Origin of the sequence: Gilliamella sp. B2969 (genome assembly GCF_026536195.1) — a bacterium.
Classification (GTDB): Bacteria; Pseudomonadota; Gammaproteobacteria; order Enterobacterales; family Orbaceae; genus Gilliamella.
In genome coordinates this window covers 39,451-62,768 of record NZ_JAFNOP010000001.1, presented here as the reverse complement: position 1 = coordinate 62,768, position 23,318 = coordinate 39,451, and the positions used below count along the sequence as shown (strand labels likewise).

At 35.3% G+C, this 23,318-nt stretch carries 16 protein-coding genes and 1 tRNA gene; 6 read left to right on the top strand and 11 right to left on the bottom strand.

What is annotated here, in order from left to right:
• Window positions 1-575: 575 nt before the first annotated feature.
• The gene (locus J3U66_RS00270; RefSeq protein ID WP_267344001.1) at window positions 576-1,064 is read right to left on the bottom strand and encodes a hypothetical protein; all 489 of its coding nucleotides are present in this window, start codon (window positions 1,062-1,064) and stop codon (window positions 576-578) included.
• Between the two features lie 508 nt (window positions 1,065-1,572).
• On the opposite strand from J3U66_RS00270, the gene J3U66_RS00265 reads away from it, so the two are divergent.
• From J3U66_RS00265 to J3U66_RS00245, 5 genes are read left to right on the top strand one after another with little or no spacing between them, the layout of a single operon-like run.
• On the top strand, window positions 1,573-4,050 hold the full coding sequence (locus tag J3U66_RS00265) for a type VI secretion system Vgr family protein (protein ID WP_267347527.1): 2,478 nt from the start codon (window positions 1,573-1,575) through the stop codon (window positions 4,048-4,050).
• Window positions 4,051-4,068: 18 nt separating this feature from the next.
• On the top strand, window positions 4,069-5,043 hold the full coding sequence (locus J3U66_RS00260; RefSeq protein WP_267347525.1) for a DUF4123 domain-containing protein: 975 nt from the start codon (window positions 4,069-4,071) through the stop codon (window positions 5,041-5,043).
• Window positions 5,040-8,459 (top strand): T6SS effector BTH_I2691 family protein, encoded by a 3,420-nt coding sequence (locus J3U66_RS00255; protein ID WP_267347523.1) that lies wholly within the window; start codon window positions 5,040-5,042, stop codon window positions 8,457-8,459. Before J3U66_RS00260 ends, J3U66_RS00255 begins: the two co-directional genes overlap by 4 nt.
• Window positions 8,443-9,297 (top strand): putative type VI secretion system effector, encoded by an 855-nt coding sequence (locus tag J3U66_RS00250; RefSeq protein ID WP_267347521.1) that lies wholly within the window; start codon window positions 8,443-8,445, stop codon window positions 9,295-9,297. Before J3U66_RS00255 ends, J3U66_RS00250 begins: the two co-directional genes overlap by 17 nt.
• A 4-nt stretch (window positions 9,298-9,301) precedes the next feature.
• Window positions 9,302-9,493 (top strand): hypothetical protein, encoded by a 192-nt coding sequence (locus tag J3U66_RS00245; RefSeq protein ID WP_267347519.1) that lies wholly within the window; start codon window positions 9,302-9,304, stop codon window positions 9,491-9,493.
• Between the two features lie 61 nt (window positions 9,494-9,554).
• Here the strand turns inward: J3U66_RS00245 and J3U66_RS00240 are convergent.
• The 9 genes from J3U66_RS00240 to J3U66_RS00200 form a co-directional block, all read right to left on the bottom strand.
• Window positions 9,555-9,630 (bottom strand) — tRNA-Ala (locus tag J3U66_RS00240).
• Window positions 9,631-9,758: 128 nt separating this feature from the next.
• Entirely contained in the window at window positions 9,759-10,760 is a 1,002-nt protein-coding gene (secF, locus tag J3U66_RS00235) for a protein translocase subunit SecF (RefSeq protein WP_267334435.1), read from the bottom strand.
• A gap of 9 nt (window positions 10,761-10,769) precedes the next feature.
• Window positions 10,770-12,626 (bottom strand): protein translocase subunit SecD, encoded by a 1,857-nt coding sequence (secD, locus tag J3U66_RS00230; protein WP_267334437.1) that lies wholly within the window; start codon window positions 12,624-12,626, stop codon window positions 10,770-10,772.
• Window positions 12,627-12,684: 58 nt separating this feature from the next.
• The gene (gene yajC, locus J3U66_RS00225; protein WP_267334439.1) at window positions 12,685-13,017 is read right to left on the bottom strand and encodes a preprotein translocase subunit YajC; all 333 of its coding nucleotides are present in this window, start codon (window positions 13,015-13,017) and stop codon (window positions 12,685-12,687) included.
• A gap of 189 nt (window positions 13,018-13,206) precedes the next feature.
• On the bottom strand, window positions 13,207-14,733 hold the full coding sequence (locus J3U66_RS00220) for an NADH-quinone oxidoreductase subunit N (RefSeq protein WP_267334441.1): 1,527 nt from the start codon (window positions 14,731-14,733) through the stop codon (window positions 13,207-13,209).
• Window positions 14,734-14,940: 207 nt separating this feature from the next.
• Window positions 14,941-16,485, bottom strand: coding sequence for a complex I subunit 4 family protein (locus J3U66_RS00215; protein WP_267334443.1), 1,545 nt, complete (start codon window positions 16,483-16,485; stop codon window positions 14,941-14,943).
• 17 nt (window positions 16,486-16,502) lie between these two features.
• Window positions 16,503-18,350, bottom strand: coding sequence for an NADH-quinone oxidoreductase subunit L (locus J3U66_RS00210; protein ID WP_267334445.1), 1,848 nt, complete (start codon window positions 18,348-18,350; stop codon window positions 16,503-16,505).
• Complete coding sequence (nuoK, locus tag J3U66_RS00205; RefSeq protein WP_267344003.1) at window positions 18,347-18,649, bottom strand: NADH-quinone oxidoreductase subunit NuoK; 303 nt, start codon at window positions 18,647-18,649, stop codon at window positions 18,347-18,349. Before nuoK ends, J3U66_RS00210 begins: the two co-directional genes overlap by 4 nt.
• Window position 18,650: 1 nt before the next feature.
• Window positions 18,651-19,142: an NADH-quinone oxidoreductase subunit J gene (locus J3U66_RS00200; RefSeq protein WP_267347518.1), complete on the bottom strand. Its 492-nt coding sequence runs from the start codon at window positions 19,140-19,142 to the stop codon at window positions 18,651-18,653.
• 348 nt (window positions 19,143-19,490) lie between these two features.
• On the opposite strand from J3U66_RS00200, the gene ppc reads away from it, so the two are divergent.
• A complete protein-coding gene (ppc, locus tag J3U66_RS00195; protein WP_267344004.1) occupies window positions 19,491-22,136 on the top strand; it encodes a phosphoenolpyruvate carboxylase in 2,646 nt (881 codons plus the stop codon).
• Between the two features lie 37 nt (window positions 22,137-22,173).
• Here ppc and J3U66_RS00190 read toward each other — a convergent pair whose 3' ends face one another.
• Window positions 22,174-23,235, bottom strand: coding sequence for an SEL1-like repeat protein (locus J3U66_RS00190; RefSeq protein WP_267347517.1), 1,062 nt, complete (start codon window positions 23,233-23,235; stop codon window positions 22,174-22,176).
• Window positions 23,236-23,318 lie beyond the last annotated feature (83 nt).

Here is a 23,318-nt window from a genome sequence, read left to right as displayed (position 1 = left end):
ATCATAAATGCCGACAATAACATCAATCAATTTTCGTTATCATGATAACGTCGCTATATTAAGTTTATTTAGTAAACACTAAAATTAAATAGGGTGTTATATCTTGTGCTATAGCAGTATTTAAATCTCATTATCCATGATCAACCGTAATAATTGATAAAGTTAGCCATAGTACATAATAATTAAAATAACATTTGAAATTAAATAATATTATGGATACAGGTGAAAAGAGTATGTATTTGCCGGAGTCTATTTAGATTGTTAACAATATCAATTGAAATATGTTAATAAGAATAGACGAATCTTTAGTGCGCAAATAACAATAACATTTTGTGCAGTTATTTAACACTAATTTAGTGAGCAACCACAACAATGATAAAAATGATAAGATATTCTATGCAGCTAGATGCGTTATAAAATTTAACAATATGATCAAATACTCAATATAAAAAATTTTGATATCAAAAAATTTCGCGTAAGTTAATATAATTAAAGATTAAAAAATTAGATTTATTAAATTTCATCTACATTATATTAACTTAGCGACCAACCAATAAAATGAACCGGTAATATTATTAATAAAGACTTAAATCAGATTGCCAAAGAATATAAGGATCATAATCATCATCACCATTCGGTAAAGCACCTGTCAGTGGCGTTTGTAAAAAGTCAGTTTCATTTAATTGATTATTATCAATATATTCAATCTTCCATATCAGTAAATCTTTTCTATTTTCGGGTTTATCTAAATTACTTGTGATATGAGATAAAGCGTTGTGATAAATGATTTGCCGCCAACACTCATCAGTATTTTTAATACAATATTTAATACTAATTGGTTGGTATTTTTTACCCTCTTTGATTAAAACAGGAACCGCTTTTTGTTCTTGATCATCAACAAAAAAAGACAAAAATAAATCATTAGCTAATTGAGCTTTATATTCAGTAAATTTAGGATTACTGGAGGATGAAGGCTGTTTTTTAAAACTTTCTTGTAGTGAATCAGCATAACTATAACTAATACATGTCATAAACAAGAAAAATACTGATATGAATTTTTTCATAAGATATTCCTTTTGTTAGATTAGTAAAATAATTGAAGGTCAGCGAATAGATAATTAATGTCGTGAAATTATAACATAATTACACTTTACCAAGATTAAAATTTAAAAAGGTAGTTCACTAATTATAATCATTATAGAAAAACGACTAAATAATTTTTAAGCATTGTCCACTAAAATAAGCATTAAAATTTCACAAAATAATGAGCAACAAGATTAAATGCTATGAAATTGCTCGTGTACTGACTCTATGAATAAATCTACTCGCAAAAAAATAATTTTATCGAATAAGCTTTAATTTTTTTGATCCCAAAATAGGATTGAACGGTTACCGGTTAATTTCAAGCATACAACAATACATTCAATTCTATATAAATAACATTAAATATTTTATAACGTTATTTACTAAAATTAGTTATTGCAAATTCTTTTAAAAAAAGTAATTATTTACTTGGTTTAGATAATCACTATCGAATAATACTTAATAATAAGTGTATAAAAGGACCCAAAAATGGCGAACAAATTATTCCCACTTATCAATCAACTTGGTGAAGGGTTATTGAATGAATTAACGGGAGAGGTGAGCCACAATCGCTACACCTTAACGGTGGATAACCTAATTTCGCCTATTTCTGTTTTACGCGTTCAAGGGAATGAACAGCTTAATCAACCATGGCATTACACCATTGAATTCACTAGCATTGATAAAACCTTATCACCCGATACGTTACTTAACCAAAATGCGTCATTTTCTTTTAATCCTGCTATTAAAAACATGCTGGGAACAGCAATTCGTTCCTTAAGTGAGCTACCTGTTCAAAGTGACTTACGTAAAATTTATGGTGTTATTACCCTTTTTAGTTTGTTATCGGTAAGTAAAGAACAGGCACATTATCAGATAGTGTTGTCTCCCCGTTTAGCAAAATTAGCACTGAATCGTAATAATGCGATATACCAAAACCAAAGTGTGATTAGTGTGGTTGAAGAAGTGCTACACAGTCACGGTTTTACTGGCATTGATTATCGGCTAGAATTAAACAATCGCTATCCTGAACGTGAATTTATTACTCAATGGCAAGAGAGTGATTTAAGCTTTATACAACGTCTGTTAGCCGATGTTGGTGTTTGGTTTCGTTTTGAAACCCATGCCGAACACAATTGTGATGTGATAGTTATCGGTGATTACGAACAAGGTTATGAGCAAGTCAACAACATTGATTATCGATTACCCAATGGCACATTAGATGGCGGAACAGAAAGTATCTGGGATATTCAGTTACGCAGTCGGGTTGTGGAGTCATCGGTTAAGGTTCAAGATTACAACTACCGTGACGCCAAAGCCAATTTACTGGGTTATGTCAATACTCAACCCAATGACAGCACCACTTATGGAATTGATTACCGTTATGGTGAGCACTACAAAGGGTCAAGCCCGAATATTCAAGAAGATAAACAACGTGGCGATAAAGATAACGTCAAAAACCAAATCGAACAACACTATTTTATTGAAAGCGGGCAATGGTATGCCCAAATTCGACATGAACAGGCAATTAGTCAAAAAATAGTAATTAGCGGAAAAAGCAATCGTGCCAATTTGACACCGGGACAACGTATTCAGATTAACGGCAGTCCGCTAGTTGATATTGATGATGGTGTAATTATTTTAAGCGTGGAAGGTAAAGGCAATCGCACAGATGCTTACGAACTAAGTTTTACCGCCATACCATATCAGGTATTAAAACCATACCGCCCTGCGCCCTTAATGTGGCCACAAATCATGGGCTCTTTACCTGCACGGGTGACCAGCCCAGACAATGATACTTACGGCTGTATTGATACCCAAGGACGGTATCGGGTTAAATTTAATTATGACCTAAAAGAGTGGAAAAAAGGTTGCGAAAGTTTATGGGTCAGACTGGCAAAACCGTATGCAGGTGGCACCTATGGTTTCCACTTTCCGCTAATAGACGGCACGGAAGTTGCCATTGCGTTTATGGACGGTAATCCAGACCGCCCGTATATTGCCCATGCCATGCATGACAGTACGCACCCCGACCATGTAACTACCATAAACAAACATCGCAATGTGATTCGTACACCAACCAATAATAAATTACGCATGGATGACAAACGAGGGCAAGAGCATATCAAGCTGGCGACCGAATACGGCAAAACACAACTCAATATTGGACATCTTGTTAACAATAACAAAGAACAACGGGGTGAAGGGTTTGAGCTACGTACCGATGAATGGGGGGCAATTGCGGCGAACCGAGGATTGTATCTGACCAGTCAAACCGAGCCGAAAGCACACGGCAATCAACTAGACATGCAAGGTGCGATCACCCAACTAGAAAACGCCTTATCGATAGCCAAAGCACTGCAAAATGCTGCCAATCAATCCCAAGCACACGGTGCAGACACCGACAGTCAAGACCAGCTCAAGGCAAATTTAACCAACTTAACCCTCAGTGGCATTCTCGCATATGCACAAGAAGGCATTGCGTTAACTAGTCCAGAAAATATTCAATTATCGACGGATAACAGTGTGACGGTCACGACAGAAAACCAAACCGACATCACGGCATTAAAAAACATCACATTATCATCGGGTGAAGCGATAGGATTATTTGCCCACAAATCGGGGATGAAAGTATTTGCTAATCAAGGCGATATTAACGTACAAGCCCAAAATGCCAATCTAAATATGGCGGCTAAACAAGATATTAAAATTGATAGTGTTGACGGTAATGTTGAGTTTACAGCAACACAAGAAATGACATTAATTTGCGGTGGTTCGTACATAAAAATCAACGAAGCAGGTATTGAGTTAGGTTCGCCAGCTAATGCCTATTTTAAATGCAATGCGATGCAAAAAATGTCGCCAAATAGCATCAGTCACTCAAGTAAGTTAAGTGATTCAGTCAATTGCCAAGTGAAACAAACGCAACAAGTAAAAGATCAAAACGGTTGTTTCAATTTGGATTAATCAAAACAAAAGGATGTTATGAAAATGCTAAAGTGTGGACAAACACCGATTGATTTAACAGCAATATCAGATCAAGCGATTAATATTGCACAGCAACTGATAGATATTTCACTGGATTATAAAAACCGTTGCTTATTCATACTAGATCCATTTTTAAACTCGATTAACGAAGCATTTATGCAATATTATCAATTTCGAGTTCGTTTATTTCAAATTCCAATCTATCATCAAGCCGTTTTGCCAAAGAGGTATCCTTGGTTAATTGAACTTGATCTTTCCGATAAATATGAACACGCCGTATTAACATATATGGTAGATAAGGCATTAAAGCAGCTAACTCCTCAGTCTATTGCAGCGGGTCAAGGTCAACAATATTGTGCTTGGTTATTTAGTGCAGAAAGAACAAAATCCATAGTACATCAATTAAGTAACATGACTTTGCAACGAAATAACAAAATATTGTTACGTTATTACGATCCTGCTGTGTTTTTTCAGTTGTTACATCTACTCAATCCTGCTCAAAAAAGCCGGTTATTCGGCATCATAGAGATGTGGGCAGTATTAAATCGGCAGGGCGAATTAAACATTCACCAAAATGAAGGCCAAATTCATTCTAACTATAACGGCGAACTGCTTATTACCCATGAACAGTATCAACAACTACAATGTATTGGAATTAATAACATGCTTATCCAAGCAGAAAAGTTAACTGATCCTCAAAAAAATACAGATGAAATTGAAAATCTACAAACTATTATGCCTTGTCTGCTCCGCTTGAAGACAAAAAAAATTGAGGATAATGACTTTCATTTGGAGTGGGCAAAATTAGCGCTAAAATTTGGGAAGGATTTTGATATCGCTTCACACATTGATGAAATAATTAAAGATTTATCAACGGTAAGTGAATATATTCCAATATTAAAAAAATTACACGCTATAAGTCCTCAAGATTGGCAAACATTAGCGTTAAAAAACAAGGAAGAAAATGTATGACAGATTCGAATAAAACATCAAATTGTGGATGCCAAACACAGGGGATTGCAATATTACCGGTTAGATACACCGTTGTGCCTAAATACCTAAAAAGTACCCAACCCCATTGGGCAAACTCATCAAATGTAATCAATTTACCCTTAACTGAAGGTTATCAATATCATGTAAGAACATTGCGTGAAGGTTTTTTATACCTTTACATACCCGACAAACTGGGTAGTAAATGGCAAATCTATTCGATTGATAGTAAAGGACATATAATTAAACAGCCATCCAATAATACCGCTCAACCGATTGCTGATTCAGAACAAAATGCGGATTATCATTGTCCTACAATAACATCCAATCCGTGCCATGATGCGTTTATCACCTTAGCTTATCCTGAACACTTAACCAAAGTCTATTTTGCTTTTAGTGAAAACAGATGGTCTGAAAATACAATACAAAAATACGAAAAAAATCCCGAACAACGCATGCAAATGATTGATCTTTCACACTGGGAAGGTAACGCCGAAAGTGCAACCACGGCTAACCTTAGCAATATTCGAAGTATATTAGACTTTGATCCTAACGTGGACAGAGAACAACTTCCTTATGATGAAAATCGACAGCTCATTTTCAGCAAAGATAATAAAAATGGACAAAATGGGGTAAAATTTAATGATACATTTAGCCAAAATCGAGATAAACAATACCAATTTGACAAAACACTATTAGATAAAAATAGCACATGTGAACCGTGGGGACGATTAACATCGGATTCAAGCGAACACTTAGCAAAAACGCTAGCCAAATATAGCCCAAGCAAAAAACCCATGATTATTGCTATTGAAGATCCCATTGGCATCACAACCGAACTCAATGGTTATTATAACGACTCTTATGTAAGGGTTTTACAATTTCAACAAGAACGCCGACTAGAATATGAAGCTTTAGCCTGCATTGAACATGGAAAATATTTAGCAGGGTTAAAAAAATTTTCCGACGATTATTCTTTTCCACCTGAAGAATATTATCATATAAAACATATCCTGAAATCAGGAAAAATAGACGATAACCCTGATAGACCCATGACCAATACCCGTAATGGATTGGTAGCATTAATTCGTAATGAACTATACGGTAAAGCAGGGAGCTATGATTATTTCCATAAATTTGAAAGTTTTTGTGAGGCAAATTTAGATACCCCTTATCCCGAACTGACTATTTATGACATATATGTTAATAGAGAAGGACTTAATGCTTCAAGGGGACAGCAAGTCCCCCCAATACTAAGTGAAACTGAAAAAATCAAAGTACTTCAATCAAATTTAGTACAAAAGTACACAAACACCCTTAAAGACTTTTATAACCAAGAATCAGCGTTGAAAGCAAAACGCGAAAAAGATACCCAACAATATTTAAAAAAATATGACGAATTGGTCAATACTAAACCTTTTGAAGACAGGCAAAAAGAGTTACTCGAATTAGTCGACAAAAAATACCAAAGCCGTTCAAAACAGCTGATTACTTGGATTAAAGATAGCAATTTTTATTCCACCGTCTACCATGATCTTGACGGCAATCAACTCTATGACTTGGACGAAGATTTTCATCCTAAAATCAAAGAGTATAAACAAACATTTGAAAGCGTCCTTCAAGAATCCCTTAAGCACAAAGAAATTACACCAGACGATTTAGAAGAGCTTAGAAAAGTAAATATTGAAGGTATAATATTTTTTGTGACTATTACTCATGTTACTCAAGGGCTAGAATTATGTGAACAGGGTAAAACATTTTTAGATGCATTTAAAAATTTTGATTATGCCAAAACGACGAATGACAATATCAACGGCATGTTATGGCGTATGTTTGCTTATCATAATGATGACATGCAAAGCATGATCAACCAAGTTTTAGACGAAGCCGCTAAGCCAGAAAACAAATCCACTATTGAAACTCAAATTTATAAATTGATGGCTAAGCTAGATAACTTACCTTTTAATAAAATAGCCTTAAAATTTAAAAGAGTACAGGATGTACTTTTAACATTGGACGAACTTCGCCGTAATGATCCATTGGGTCGAATAAAAGAAAACTTGTTTTCAGTTAAACTGTTGGGTATTCCCATCACCCTTAAAATCAAAGGGTTGACTTTCGGTGAATCAAAATTGCTTGAAGCAACTAAACTACTGCAACCAATTTTTGACCGCATTGCTAACTCATTATACCATGCCAGTACCGTAATATATAAAGTATTATCATTAACTACCGCTGGAGTATTAAAAACGACCGCAAAAACTTACTTACATTTAGAATTTCAACTTATTGCCGCATTGATTAATTTAGACCCTGGGCCTAACTTTGGCACGGCAAAAATACCGCTGTATCATCCACGTTGGAAGCTTGCCACCCGGATGGCGGTGAACAAAGCCCGTACACTATTAAATGATGCTATCGTTAATTTAGATAGGCGTGTTAATATAACATTTAATCGCACGCTGTCACAAACTAAAGCCAACAAAGTGTTTCATTTTATTTTTAAAGCCAGCGATGCCGACCTAGGGATATCAAAAAACCTATCAACGTCACTTAAATCAATGCGCATGTCAGCCGTAGTTGCCATGTTCGAACTGTATAATTTTAATTCGATCAGTAAAACCAATCCTAATCTGGAAAAGGATGAATTTTATAGTAACTTAAAAACTTCAGCCGGTTTTGCCTTAGCGGCGGCTTCGGTTGAACTTATGGCAATGATCACCGCCGTGACGAAAGGCATGCGCAATGTATTTTTTAGTCTAGGTAAAGCATTATCAGGGGTATTAGGGGGGATTGCATCTTTTTTAATGATCCCAATAGCTTCTAATAAATTAAGTGAAAGTGAGAAAATATCTTTAACCACTTTATACTCTTTTAAAATATTCTTGCTGATTTTAATAGGCGGAGCTACTTTACTCATTGGATTATCTTATCGTTTTGTCTGGTGTCGAAGTTTTTTGACCTCAAAAATGATGTTAGCTATTTTTGAGAAGGTTGGAAAACATATCGGTGTTAAAAAAGTGGCTTCGATTGTCGCTGTACAATTGGTCTTGATGCGATCAGCGGGTTGGTTAGGACTGGCGCTTATGGTCTTTGATTTTGCCATTGATTATTTTAGCGATGATAATTTTGAAACCTGGTTAAAACGCTGTGCCCTGCGCACCGATAAATATTTAATGCCACATAATAAATTCAAAATTTATCAAACGCCCGAACAACAAAGCTCAGCTTATCAAAATGATGTATTAAAGGATATGTTTAATATTGACGATAAGCCACCAACTGATAACAATCAAGCCAATAAAGACAACACCAACAGTATTGATGTTGACGAAGCATTAGCACTAATAGAACAAGATTTACAGAAAAGGGGGTTTATACATGTCGAAACGGTATAGCCTGTTAAAAGGCACAGTCAGCCAGCTACAAATTATTGATGACCCAAAAGAGATTGGCTCGAATAATGTCGGCTTAATCGCCATGATTTTGGCGCTAATTACTGGGGCGTTTGGCGTGGCGGCCGCCTTATTGACCACGCTGTCAGTGGGCAGCATTACCTTAGAAGGCAAAAAATTCAGTTGCTATGTCGGGCGTAAATTTGTCGAAGGCAAATTAACCCATATTAGATTTAAAAATGGGGATTATGTGGAAATGGTCGTGGATAAAAGCGATGATGATAACAATTATCAATCTTATGCGGTTCGAATACCGAAAACCCATGCTTTATATTTTCCTCACGAAGTGGATACACCGGCTTTGCTTCGATTAAAATATTGTGCTATAGGGAGTGGCGTATTATGTTTATTAACTTATCTGATTGGTGTGGTTATTGTTTATTTTAGTATGGATAGCGAATTTTTTCAATTTCTATTATTTTATACTTTTACCGCTTTTTTTATGTTTTTTGTTCTTTTAATTATGTTTTTTTTACTAGCGGGTGGTCGTTACTCTTTTATCGGTAATCGCATTTTTGCCATATTAGGCTACCCCAAACCTTGGTCTCATGATACGTCAGCTGAACATGAGCGTTTTAAAAAATTAAACCGCTCGGGCGATCCTGAACTGTATGACGATCCACAAACCCCCGAATTTGAACGAATCAAAATACGAGACGCCAAAGCTACTTATTACTGCCGAACGCCAATCTTACCGGACTGGGTCGAAGTCATTGATGAACGGGGTTTTACGCCTGATATTGATAATCAACCGCCCAAATTAAATCACACAGAACAATAAAAGTATGGCTAAACGATATAGCTTATTAAAAGGCGCAGTCAGCCAGCTACAAATCATTGATGACACAAAAGAGCTAGGCTCTGATAATAATGTCGGCTTAATTGCCATGATCGGTCTGATAAATGTCGGGTCATTTGAAGTGGTTGCAGCCTTATTGATCACGCTGTCAGTAGGTAGTATTACCCTAGTCTTTTAAACTTATGATTTGATTTGATGTGTTTTGCTGGGTTTAAAAAGAATATTTCGAAATATTGAATTGGTGGAGCCAAGGGGGATCGAACCCCTGACCTCAACGCTGCCAGCGTTGCGCTCTCCCAGCTGAGCTATGGCCCCATATAGAAAGGGATAAAAACTGGTGGTAATGATATGCAACTAGACCATAGGTGTCAATCTATTTGATGTTAATTGTTAAAAAAACAATCAAATAAAGCCCTTTCACTATGTGAAAGAGCTTTATATAACTAACGTAAAATCGATGGTTGATCTGCGCCTTCAACTTCCACTTTTGGTGGCATAAAATGTTCGCGTTTTATACCTAATTTAAGTGACATATAAGCAGCAACATAAATTGATGAAATTGTCCCTAAAATAATACCAACGCCTAATGTTTCAGAAAAACCTTTTAACATTGAACCGCCAAAAATATACAGGATAATCACAACTGCAAGCGTTGTTCCTGAAGTCATCAGAGTGCGGTGTAAAGTCTGGGTTAACGAAATATTAATGACATCATAAGGAGAAGCTCGACGAATTTTTCTAAAGTTTTCACGAATTCGGTCAAATACAACAATGGTATCGTTAAGAGAATAGCCAATGATGGATAACATTGCAGCAATAATCGTTAGATCTAATTCACGTTGAAATAACGATAAATAACCAGCAGTTATCACAACATCATGCGCTAATGCAACTACTGCACCCGTACCAAATCGCCATTCAAAACGAAACGCGATATAGATCAAGATACAAATTAACGCAGCGCAAATCGCTAAGATACCATCTTGTGCTAATTCAGCACCAACAGTCGGACCTACAAATTCAATACGTTTAATCTGCGCATCAGCATCAATATCTTTATGGATTAAATTAGAAATTTTACTGCCTAACGCATTATCAATAACAGATGATACCGTACCGTTTTCTTGTTTAGCCGCAGCCAATCGAATGATAATATCTTTACTGCTACCATAGTATTGCACGACGGGCTCATGATAACCGGCGTCCCGTAAACTATTACGCAGATCATCAAGATTAACTGCTTTTGTCACCGTAATTTCAACGGTTGTACCGCCGGTGAAATCTTGTCCAAGATTAAAACCCTTAACAAAGATAACGACAACTGAAGCGACTACGAGTAGCATTGAAATCACAAAAGCGATAAAACCAAATTTTAAAAAGTCGAGCACTCTGCGTCCATGATTTAGTTCTCTAACATCATGATTTTCTTTTTTATCAACAGTCACAATAAACCTCTAAATTGATAACTTATTAACGCGACGACCGCCATAAATCAAATTAGCTAATGCTCGAGTACCTACGATCGATGTAAACATCGATGTTACAATACCGATACCCAAGGTGATAGCAAATCCTTTAATCGAGCCAGTACCCACAGCATAAAGAATAACCGCGGTAATTAATGTGGTAATATTCGCATCGAAAATACTACTCCAAGCCCCAGCATAACCTTCATTAATGGCATGTTGTACACCGCGACCATTACTGAGCTCTTCTTTAATTCGTTCATTGATAAGAACGTTAGCATCAACGGCCATACCTACTGTTAATACAATCCCTGCAATACCTGGCATACTTAATGTTGCGCCTGGTAATAATGACATAGCGCCCACAATTAGTATTAAGTTGGCAACCAACGCAAGGCTAGCAAACACACCAAATAGACGATAAACAATGAGCATAAAGAAGACAGAAATGAGTAGTCCCCAAACACAAGACTCTAAACCTTGTGTGATATTCTCTTGTCCCATTGATGGTCCAACTGTACGCTCTTCAATAATTTGAATCGGTGCAATTAAGGCGCCAGCTCGTAATAGTAGGGATAGATTTTTAGCTTCATCAACACTACTTATCCCTGTCACCTGAAAACGATCACTAAAAATACCTTGAATTGTCGCAACATTGATTACCCGCTCTTGTTTTTCAAGAATAGGTTTATCATTTTCGTCACGTTTTCCTGTATCTTTATATTCGACAAATAACGTTGCCATCGATTTTTTGAGATTTTTCTGAGTAAAATCTAGCATCGTTTTACCACCAGAACTATCAAGCGTAATAGCAACTTCTGGTTGGCTATATTCATTGACTCGGAATGAAGAATCAGTAATGTGATCACCAGTTAGTACTACACGTTTATAGAGCAAAACAGGGCGCCCGTTTTCCATATATTTGATTTCAGAACCATATGGTACGCGCATATCGCCTTTGATAATAGCGGGTAAATTAGGGGTATTATCTTCATTTACTTGTCTAAACTCAAGGGTGGCTGTTGCCCCCAAAATACGTTTAGCTAAAGCAGTATCTTGAATACCTGGTAATTCCACCACAATGCGATCTGAACCTTGACGCTGCACAATAGGCTCAGCAACACCTAATTGATTTACACGATTACGTAAAATAGTGGTATTTTGTTGAACAGCATCATTTTTGGCTTGTTGTAAACGCTGTTCACTGATATTGATAGTAATACTATTTTCAGTTTGTGAGGTAAGTTTGTAATCTGGTAAACCATTAATTTTAGTGATAGCTTTATTACGATCTTCAATATTCGCAAATTGCACAACAATTTGTTGATTGCCCTCTTTATTGATGGCTGCATAATTTAATTTGCTATTTGTTAACTCAAATTTTAAATTTTCAGTCGATTGTTCAATGAGCTTACTGAGTGCTGTTGTCATATCAACTTCCATTAAGAAGTGAACACCACCACGTAAATCAAGACCAAGTTTCATTGGTTCGGCACCTAAAGCCGTTAACCAAGCTGGAGTTGCTGGTGCTAAATTGAGTGCAACAATATAATCATTCCCTAACTCTTGTGAAATTAACTCTTTGGCTTTGAGCTGAGTATCATTATCACCTACACGAATTAAAATAGATTTATTTTCAAAGACAAATGATTTAGGTTCTATATGATTATCAGTCAAGAGTTTTTTAATTTTATCTTGGGTAGCAACATTAATTTCAGCAGTATTTGAACCGGAAATTTGTATAGCGGGATCTTCACCATAAATATTTGGAAGTGCATAAAGTAGGCCGGCGAGAATAACGACGACCAACATAATGTACTTCCACAAAGGATAGCGATTTAACACGACATATTCTCTTGTGGAATTAGCTAATTAACACAATGAACTATAACAGCTTTTGCTATTATAGTGACTTCATTGTCCCTTTTGGTAAAACAGATGTGATAAAGTCACGTTTGATAACAACCTCTGTTGTATCATTTAACTCTAACGCAATATAACCATTGTCGTTAACTTTAGATACACGACCAATAAGTCCACCATTGGTTAACACTTCGTCACCTTTTGAAATCGAAGCCATAAGTTCACGATGGGCTTTAGCACGTTTTTGTTGTGGGCGCATAATCATAAAATAGAAAAACAGACCAAACACAACCAACATGATAGGTAAAAAATAAGGATTGCTTTCAGCCGCAGCCCCTTCAGTTGCATAAGCATTAGAAATTAAAAAGTCCATATAGGTCCTCTTGATTCAAATAAAATATTAAAGGTCGGAATTATAACACAATAACTAAATCTATTATTAACTATTTCTTGTCAAAATGTTTAAGGTAACAGATATTTTCTAATATAAAAAAGACCCAAGTACATTTTTCAAATCAATTTCAATCTAACTGTAAAAACTTTTTAAGGCGAAAAACGCTTATTAAGTCGTCAGATATTGCGCCATACTCACTAAATTAAATAGCCATTTAGGATAAATACCACAAATGAGAATTAATAAGGCAGACAACGCAATAATGAGTTCGCTTATTTTAATATCCTGCCATTTTAGTTTGATAATAGCACTATTTAATATCTGATCGTCTCGACAAGAAGGCCTAATATAAAGATTAATAATTAAGCGTGCATAAAAATATAAACCTAGAGCGCTACCAATTACCACTGCAGCAATTAACCACCATAATTCAGCAGTTACCCCCAACAGTACTAATAGAAAACGACCAACAAACCCTGCTGTAAGGGGGACTCCAGCTAACGATAATAATCCAACGGCCATCGTTAATGCTAAGATAGGTCTACGCCAGAATAATCCCGATAAATCCACTTCGTTTTCATGATCTTGCAATTCATCAGAATGTGATTCTAAACTAATCACGCCTAATATGCAGATATTGGCTAAAATATAGCTAATTAAGTATACCCCAATTGTTTCTAAAGCTAATACTTGATATTGCACAGCAATTAAGGCAATGAGTAAATAACCAAAATGTGCAATGGAGGAATACGCTAATAGCCGTTTTAGACTACTTTGCATTAAAGCAATTAAATTTCCCCATAGTATTGATAATAGTGCCATGATAACAAGTATCATTCGAATGGTTTCATTATTAACAATCGGTGCCAATAAAAACAACCTTGCAATAGCACAAAATAGTGCGACCTTTCCTACTGTTGATAATAATAGAGCAACAACTGTCGGTGCACCTTGATAAACATCGGGCAACCATAACTGAAAAGGCACTAATGAAAGTTTAAAACCAATCCCAACTAACATTAAACAAACGCCCATTAGTAATAAATTACTTGGGTAAGACATAGTTGAAAGTTGGTAACTTAACCCGCTAAAAGTTAGCTCGCCAGTTGTTGCATAATAAAAGGCAATGCCCATCAATAAAAACACACTAGCCACAGCGGATAAAATCATATATTTAACGGCAGCTTCTAAGGAGTGAGTTTGTATATATTGATAGCCAATTAACCCAACAAATGGAATTGAAAGTAATTCAATGCCAACAAAAAAAGAGATCAAATGGCTAGCATAGACTAGTGTAACGCCGCCTAATGTCATAAAGAGTAAAATAACATAAAACAAACCATGAGCAATTCTTTCATGGACAAACCAACGATAGGCTAAGCAAGATACTGTAATTGCAATGATTAAAATTAAACTGGTATAAAGCAATCCATAACCATCACAAGTAAATAAGGCAGTAATTTGATGCGCTTTCCATTCTTCCATTGAAGGATCTGTGTTCGATTTATCTTCAATATTTCCATTATTAGTATCTGAGGTTGTGTTGGAATTAACATCAGTTTGATTGTTTTGTTGAGCGTTATCATCAGCCTTTGTTTCGGGCTCAGTGGGCACAGCATCAACAGCAATCGTTTCCTCATTATTTGGTACAGAGTCTGCTTTGGTTGTTACATCCGAATTTAAAGATATTTGCATATTATCGCTGCTTATATCTGTTATCATCTGAGTATTGAACGATATTTTGTAACCAATCATAGAAGAACATAGCAATGCACAAACTAAACCACACACGGTTAAAAAAGCACACCCTTTTGTGTTTATTTTCAGAAAAAATAGGGCAATAAGCAAAACAATGATAGTAAAGCTTAAAACAAATATCGGCGATAAGGCTATCATAAGTTATTACTCTCCCGCGCGCTCTGCTGTAATGTATTGTTGGGTTTGGTTGACAACAGAATATGACATATCCAACACTATTTGTGGGTATAAGCCAATAAAAACTAATACCATTAATACACTAGTTAATAATGAAATATCTTTTCTACTAAGGTGATATTTAGCTGAATGATTTCTTTCTACAACACCATAAAAAATTGGTTGCATGCGAATAATCAATGAAATTGACAATAAGAGTAAACCAATCACTAACAAAATAGTGTAATAAGAGAATGATGTATAGCTACCAAGTAACATCATATAGTTGCCAACAAAATTAGCAGTACCTGGAATACCTAAAATAGCCAAGATAAAAAATAAGGTAAATGTAGAAAGATAACGAACTTTCTGTTTAAGACCTGTAAATTGATTAATATTACGGGTTGAGTAACATTCAACTAACAGTCCACTAATTATAAACATGCCAACGATAACTAAATTAATGGCAATCATTTGTATCACAATACCTTGATAAGCAATCACTGAACCACTGTAGATAATTGCTGTCATATAGCCCATTAAAGCAATATGTACATAAGCAATTAACTTTTTGATATCAGTTTGATTAAACGCTAATAGCGCTGCATAAACCAAAGTAAATAATGCTAATATTAAGATTAATGGCATAATCATAACTGAAGCATTTGGAAACAGAGGAATCACAATTCTAAATAGCCCAAAAGTAGCTGTTGTCAGAAGTAAACCACTAATCATCATTGACCCCGAAGTGGATGATTCAATATGGGCATCAATAAACCAGCGATGAAATGGTACAAAAGGGATGCGTACAATAAAAGCGGCTAAAAAACCGAGCATTAGTAAAAATTCAGTATAGCTAGAAATGGGGGTTTTGGTTAAAACTTGATAATCAAAAGTCCAATGACCCGTTAAATTCCAATTAATTAACGCTAATGACACAATGGATATTAACATTAACAAACTACTAATTTGAGTATAAATCAAAAATTTGCTCGCACCATTAAAACGCAATTGGGAACTTGAGTCGCGACGCCCCCATAAAGAAATGATAAAATAAATAGGAATTGCTACCGCTTCCCAAAAAAAGAACATCAAAAACAGATCGGTGATAACAAATAACATCATAATAGCTGATGTCATAAATAAAATGCATAAATAAAACAAACCAAAATTATTCAAACTTTCTTTACTGGAATAAACAATTGTCAGTAATACAATAAAAAGTGTGGAAGCAATTATCACCAACGATAAGCCATCTAATACCAAATGGAAATGAATATTTAGCAAAGGAATCCATTCAATATTCACTTCTTCAAGCCAGTTATTACCTTGTTGTAATACCGTTAATCCATCTAACCATAAGATTAAAGCAAGCATTAACGTAATTAAAATTGTCAGAAATGCAATGACCATTGGTAACTTATACCAACGCGATGGTAGATAAGAAGTTCTAACAATTCGCAATAAAAAAACATGGCATAACCAACTAATAAATCCGCCTATTACAGGTAAGAATACAAGCGATAACAACATGAAAGATTACACCTTTATTAAATAAAAACGAGTAACATTAATATAATAATGCTTCCCATGACAATTGAAACCATATACCACCTTATATGCCCATTTTCTAAGCTGACAATATATGAGTTAACTTTCTTTATCCCTAACATTATCCAATTATCCCATAATGCTAAAGGATCTTGTTTAAGTAGGTTAGCTAAAAATAGATAAGGTTTAACAAATAGGTAACTGACAACATAATCAAAGCGCCAATCGCCATTACATAATCGCGCAAAGAATTTAATCATTGGTGTATTAAGTATTTCTTGCACTTCACTATTCGGATGTGCGTACAAAATATAGGCGATAAGAAAACTCAATAATGTTACAGCAGCGAGTAGTAATTGAAACGATAACTGACCGTTAGTATCAAGTTCAGCAATAGGAATAAGCCCTTGAACAGGTAGCGGGAAATAGATAAAAATTGCTGTTGTAAAAATCAATAGGATAAAGGCTGGACAATAACTTATCCACATAGTTCTATTAAAGTCAAAAATCTTTGGTTTATGATAAAATGCGGTAAAAATTAGTCGCCAAATACTTAAACTAGATAACAAAATACCTAATAAACCAATAGTACCAGCCATGAGATGATCTTTAGCCATTAGCCCCCAAATAATATCACCTTTGATATAAAAAGAGGCGGAGATCCAAGGCATGGCACTTAATGACAACATAACAAGCAAAAATATGGCATACAACATTGGGAATGATTTGACTAATCCACCAAGCTTGTTGATATCACGCTCACCATGACATTTTTTAATTAAAATCGCAGAGGCAAAAATGAGTAAAGAGCTGGTTACCGCATAATTGATTAAACAATTGAGTGATAAATTCCAACTTTGTGTGGAAAACGCATAAAATAAGTAACTAAGCTGAGCAAGGTTAGTAAAAGTGATTATACGCTTAATATCACTTTGAACTAGAGCAATTGAACTAGCAAATAATACGGTTAACGAAGAAATAATTGTCATAATGGCTAACGTATCACTCGACATCATAAACAAATTACTTAAACGTAGAACCAAATATACCCCTGCTAAAATAACCGTAGATGATTGCAGCAAAGCCACTGCTGGCATAGGTGCTAATGTTGTTTCAACAAACCATGAGTGCATAGGAAATAGTGCAGATTTACTTATTGCCCCTAAAAATAACATCAATGTTATCCAAAAAATAACATCTGAATCGATAGCTAGATTATCATGAGCTTGAGTTAAAATGTCACGAATATTTAACGTATCTAAAGTTTGATACAGTAAAAAAATACCAATAATAAGAAAGATATCGGTTAAATGCATGATAACAAAGGCTTTAACAGCAGCATAACCATTACGCACCTGCTTATAATAAATACCAATAAGTAAGTAAGTACTTAAACTTACCCCCTCCCAACCAATTAACATAACTAAGAGATTATCAACAAGTACAATAGTTAGCATACTAGCAATTAATAAATTACTATACGCATAAAAATTATAAATATCTTTTTTTGAGGTTAAATAACAGGCTGCAAAAAAATAAATTAACAGACCAAAAAAGGCAATTAACACCAGAAAAGTAAGCGATAAACCATCTAGCGTTAAAGATAAAGGAACAACAAAATCACCGACTGAAAACCAATTCCAAAGTGGTCGGCTATAGACTAACGTCATATCAGGTACAGTATTTTTACTAAAATCAATACATGAAAATAGCGTAATAAGAGCAACAATTAGCATTGTGCTAAAACCAATAATCATGACATTAATTGACCGAATATGTCTCCCTAGACAAACTAATAATAAAAAAGAGACTAAAGGAACAATAATAGTTAAATAAAGTAAGTTCATCCTTTCATTTCACTCAATGAGTCAATATTAAATATTTTACGGCGGTATATTAATTTCATCAGCAACGCAAGCCCAACACACGCTTGCGCTAATACAGTAATGACAGCTAAAATAGCCAGAATTTGTCCTTCTGGCTGTTGCCAATAACTACTAGCAGCAACCACAGCGACGATAGCGCCATTATTCATAATCATAAGGCTTAATAGTAGAAAGTAAAAATTACGTCGAATCATCACCCCTAATAAGCCAATTACAAATAATACAGACGCAAGAATAAGACAATGCATTAAAGGAATCATATTATTTCTCCGACAATAGCCGATGCATAAAATGATAAGCAATAACAACTGCACCTAACAACAAAAAAACAGCCAATTCAGACATTAAAATGTAAGCATATACTGACATTTCATGCATTAACTCATGTGACTCTTTAATCTGAGTATAGTCAGTACTCACTACTCCATAAATCAGTACGACTAATAAAATAAAAGCTAAAACTAATGGGCCTAGCCAAATTTTAGGACTGATGCCTCGCTTTTTATTCTCAACATTGTCGACACGAATTCGTAGAATAGTTGCAACAGATAAAAATAACATCACTGTGCCACCAATAAATAAAATAATGTATAAAACAGCAGAAAAATACGTATCGAGTAAAATAAATATTAAAGCTGAAGCGAAAAGCGCAATAATAAGGTATAAAATGGCTTTATCAACACGTAAGCAACTAATCACTTTTATACTGGCAATAACAGTAATAATCGACGCAATATAGAAAACAATAAGCATCAAATAACAATCCAATATACATTAATCATTGCCTTAGTATATACCCAAATCCTATTAAGATACAGTTTACAGACAATCTGTTAACAGAAAACAAGCATTTAAAAACATAATCTGACTAAAAAATACGCTTAATTAATTTTTTTATCTATTTAGATAATGATGAGAATATAATTAAAACAATTAAAACAATAAAGAATATAAAATTTTATGATTTAAATTCAATGTGGTATTGTTATAAAGTATATATCTTAAACAAATTAGCAATGACTTATATCTTAGCCTTTAAATTGTAATAATCGTTTTACAGTTTAAAGTTTAGTTAGCCATAATTATGAAAATGAGAACAGAATGAACAGTGAATATTCCTCAATGAGAAGCAACGTCAATATGCTAGGGACTTTACTCGGTGATGCAATTAAACGCGCCACTGGTAATGAAACATTTGATTTAGTGGAAGAAATAAGACAATTATCGAAATCAGCACAGCAAGGTAATAAACAAGCCCATAATGAATTACTTAAATTGATTGAAAATTTAAATGATGAAGATTTGTTACATGTTGCTCGAGCATTTAATCAATTTTTAAATTTGGTTAATACTGCCGCCGAATATTATGGTATTTCTCCTCATGGCGAAGCATCGAGCAGCCCTAAAAAAATGACGGAATTATTTAGTACATTAAAAAAACTCAATTTTTCAAATCAAACCATAACACAAGCTATTAATGATCTATCGATTGAACTCGTATTAACTGCTCATCCAACCGAAATTAACCGCAGAACAATGATCAATACCTATACGGCTATTAATAATTGTTTATCTCAATTAGATCATAGTGATTTAGCTGATTACGAAATAGAACGGATCATGCGCCGTCTTAAACAACTTGTCTGCCAAGCATGGTACACCGATGAAATCCGTAAAAAACGCCCTACACCGCTTGATGAAGCAAAATGGGGATTTTCAGTCATTGAAGATAGTTTATGGGAAGGGGTGCCACTGTTTTTACGTGAATTTAATGATCAATTAGTTGATGCATTTAACGAACAATTATCGGTTGATCATGTTCCAATTAAATTTACCTCATGGATGGGGGGCGACCGTGATGGCAACCCAAATGTAACAGCTAAAGTGACAGAAAAGGTCATGTTACAAGCTAGGTTAAAAGCAATTGAGTTATTTTTAGCTGACATTCAAATACTGGTTCGTGAATTATCGATGAGTGAATGTAGCCAAGCGGTTATCAACTTGTTAGATGAAAATAATAAATCTGCCTCTGAACCTTATCGAGCAGTGATGAAACAGTTACGAGCTCGACTAGTGAAAACCCATAGTTATATTGTTTCATTACTGAATAATGAACAAGTCATCCCGCCTACAGATATCTTAATTAAAAATGAACAACTGTGGACACCACTTTATACCTGCTATGAATCATTAATTGAAAATGGCATGTCAACAATAGCACATGGTCCACTACTTGATACGTTACGACGTATAAAAAGCTTCGGTTTACAATTAGTCAGGTTAGATATTCGCCAAGATAGCGCTGTCCATACTGAAGCACTAGATGCATTAACTAAAGAGCTGAACCTAGGCAGTTATGCCCAGTGGTCTGAAGATGAAAAACAGGCATTTTTATTAACAGAATTGCAATCAAATCGCCCTTTATTACCTTACCGCTGGCAACCACCAGAAATGGTACAAGAAGTTTTAGATACTTGCCGTGTTATCAAAAAGGCAGGACAAGAATCGATTGCATCTTATGTTATATCAATGGCCAAAGCGCCTTCAGATATTTTAGCGGTTTACCTACTCTTAAAAATGGTCGACTGTCAAAAAAATATCCCTGTTGCTCCATTATTTGAAACCTTAGATGATTTAAATAATGCCAAATCTGTCATGCAAAAACTTCTGGATATTCCTTGGTACCGTGAAAAGATTCAAGGTAAACAGATGGTCATGATTGGTTATTCTGACTCTGCTAAAGATGCAGGTACGCTCGCTGCATCGTGGGCACAATATCGTTCACAAGAAGAGTTGGTTCACCTATTTGAAAAATATAATATCAATCTTGTGCTCTTTCATGGGCGAGGTGGATCGATAGGTCGAGGCGGTGCACCCGCACATGCGGCATTACTTTCACAACCACCAGGATCGTTAAAAGGTGGTCTTCGCGTGACAGAACAAGGTGAAATGATCCGCTTTAAACTGGGTTTACCGGAAGTAGCTCTAAGCAGTTTGATGCTATACGCATCAGCCATTTTACAAGCTAACTTATTACCTCCACCAGAGCCTAAACAAGCATGGCGTGATATTATGGACGAAATGTCTGATATATCATGTCGTTGCTATCGAAGTTATGTACGTGAACGTGCCGAATTTGTCGATTATTTTAGAGCAGTAACGCCAGAAGCAGAACTTGGACGATTACCACTTGGTTCTCGTCCACAAAAACGACGAACAGGTGGCGGTATTGAAAGTTTACGCGCCATTCCGTGGATTTTTGCTTGGACACAAAACCGTTTGATGGTGCCATCTTGGTTAGGTGCCGGTAGTGCACTTAAACAAGTGATTGAAGAAGGAAAAAAAGATTTACTTAAAGACATGTATCATAATTGGCCGTTTTTTAATGCACGTTTAGGTATGTTAGAAATGGTATATGCTAAAGCTGCGCCAAATATTCATGAATATTATGAGCAAAGACTTGTCGATCCGATTTTATGGCCGTTAGGTGAAGAATTAAGAAATTTATTAACTCAAGACATTAACACCGTACTAACTATCACCGATGATATTAGCTTAATGGCTGACTTGCCTTGGATTGCTGAATCGGTTGCATTACGTAATACATATATCGAACCGTTAAACTTATTACAAGCTGAATTATTGAGACGTTCGCGTAATCGCAGTGAAGAAGAAAATACAACGGTTGAACAAGGATTAATGATTACTATATCCGGAATTGCTGCTGGTATGCGTAATTCAGGGTAACGGACCATCAAAAAATAAAAAGAGCAATTTGCTCTTTTTATTTTCCCGATAATAACTGATCTAAATAAGCTTTAGCATCTTTGTCACCTTGCTCGCTTGCTTTAGTAAACCAATAAATCGCCCGATTGGTATTTTTTTCAGTCCCTTCGCCTTCAAGGTACTTTATACCTAAATTATATTGCGCATCAACACTACCTTGTTCTGCGGCTTTAATGTACCATTCTACAGCCTTCTTGGTATCTTTTGGCACGCCGCCACCAACTTCATACATCACGCCAATATTGTATTGTGCATCAGCATTACCCGCTTCGGCCGCTTTAGTAAACCAGTATGCAGCTTTGGAATTATCAGATTTTGTGCCAGTTCCTGTTGCATACATAATGCCCAAGTTATACATCGCCAGTACATGCCCTCGTTCTGCGGCTTGAGTATAAAAATAAGTAGCAGCGACATAATCTTTAGTTAAACCATCACCATGTTCTGACATCAAACCTAAATAGTATTGCGCTTCTGGATTATTATCTTTAGCGGCCTTACTAAACCAATCTGCTGCAACCATTTTATCTTCTTTAACACCATCGCCAAAAAAATACATGATACCTAAATTAAGGTAAGCATCTAAAACACCTTGCTCGCCAGCTTGAGTAAAATAATCAATTGCACTTAACGTATTTTTAGTTGTCCCTTCACCATTTTTATACATTAACGCCAAATTATATTTAGCTAAGGCATAATTTTGGTCTGCTGCGCGTTTATAATATTGAAATGCCTGCACAAGATCAGCTGTGGTACCCAAACCATTTTGATACATATAAGCCAGATTATTTTGCGCTTTAGCTAATCCTTGATCCGCTGCTTTTTTATACCAAAAAAAAGCTCGAATATCACTAACATCAACACCTAAGCCTTGCTTATAAATAGTTCCCAATGAGAATTGAGCTTGGGCATCACCTTTTTCAGCTGAAACCCGTAAAGAAGGGATTAATGAACCAGGATCTGCAACCTTCAGTTCAGTATCTGCCTGAGTTTTCGTTTCACTTGCCAAGACACCATAAGAAAACCAAAACATAAGCGCCAATAAAATTCGAAATTTTTTCATAATTATTTAATTGCCATAACATGGGTAATAATTATACATAAATGCATAAAAAGGTGATAGTTTTTGTTTATTTTAAGTAAATT

Excerpts from the sequence above, each read along its gene's own strand:
- J3U66_RS00265 (WP_267347527.1), top strand. The coding sequence starts at position 1,573 with ATGGCGAACAAATTATTCCCACTTATCAATCAACTTGGTGAAGGGTTA.
- J3U66_RS00245 (WP_267347519.1), top strand. The coding sequence starts at position 9,302 with ATGGCTAAACGATATAGCTTATTAAAAGGCGCAGTCAGCCAGCTACAA.
- J3U66_RS00270 (WP_267344001.1), bottom strand. The coding sequence starts at position 1,064 with ATGAAAAAATTCATATCAGTATTTTTCTTGTTTATGACATGTATTAGT.
- J3U66_RS00215 (WP_267334443.1), bottom strand. The coding sequence starts at position 16,485 with ATGTTGTTATCGCTTGTATTCTTACCTGTAATAGGCGGATTTATTAGT.
- J3U66_RS00200 (WP_267347518.1), bottom strand. The coding sequence starts at position 19,142 with ATGCTTATTGTTTTCTATATTGCGTCGATTATTACTGTTATTGCCAGT.
- ppc (WP_267344004.1), top strand. The coding sequence starts at position 19,491 with ATGAACAGTGAATATTCCTCAATGAGAAGCAACGTCAATATGCTAGGG.
- J3U66_RS00255 (WP_267347523.1), top strand. The coding sequence starts at position 5,040 with ATGACAGATTCGAATAAAACATCAAATTGTGGATGCCAAACACAGGGG.
- J3U66_RS00190 (WP_267347517.1), bottom strand. The coding sequence starts at position 23,235 with ATGAAAAAATTTCGAATTTTATTGGCGCTTATGTTTTGGTTTTCTTAT.
- nuoK (WP_267344003.1), bottom strand. The coding sequence starts at position 18,649 with ATGATTCCTTTAATGCATTGTCTTATTCTTGCGTCTGTATTATTTGTA.
- J3U66_RS00220 (WP_267334441.1), bottom strand. The coding sequence starts at position 14,733 with ATGCAAATATCTTTAAATTCGGATGTAACAACCAAAGCAGACTCTGTA.
- J3U66_RS00210 (WP_267334445.1), bottom strand. The coding sequence starts at position 18,350 with ATGAACTTACTTTATTTAACTATTATTGTTCCTTTAGTCTCTTTTTTA.
- yajC (WP_267334439.1), bottom strand. The coding sequence starts at position 13,017 with ATGGACTTTTTAATTTCTAATGCTTATGCAACTGAAGGGGCTGCGGCT.
- J3U66_RS00260 (WP_267347525.1), top strand. The coding sequence starts at position 4,069 with ATGAAAATGCTAAAGTGTGGACAAACACCGATTGATTTAACAGCAATA.
- J3U66_RS00250 (WP_267347521.1), top strand. The coding sequence starts at position 8,443 with ATGTCGAAACGGTATAGCCTGTTAAAAGGCACAGTCAGCCAGCTACAA.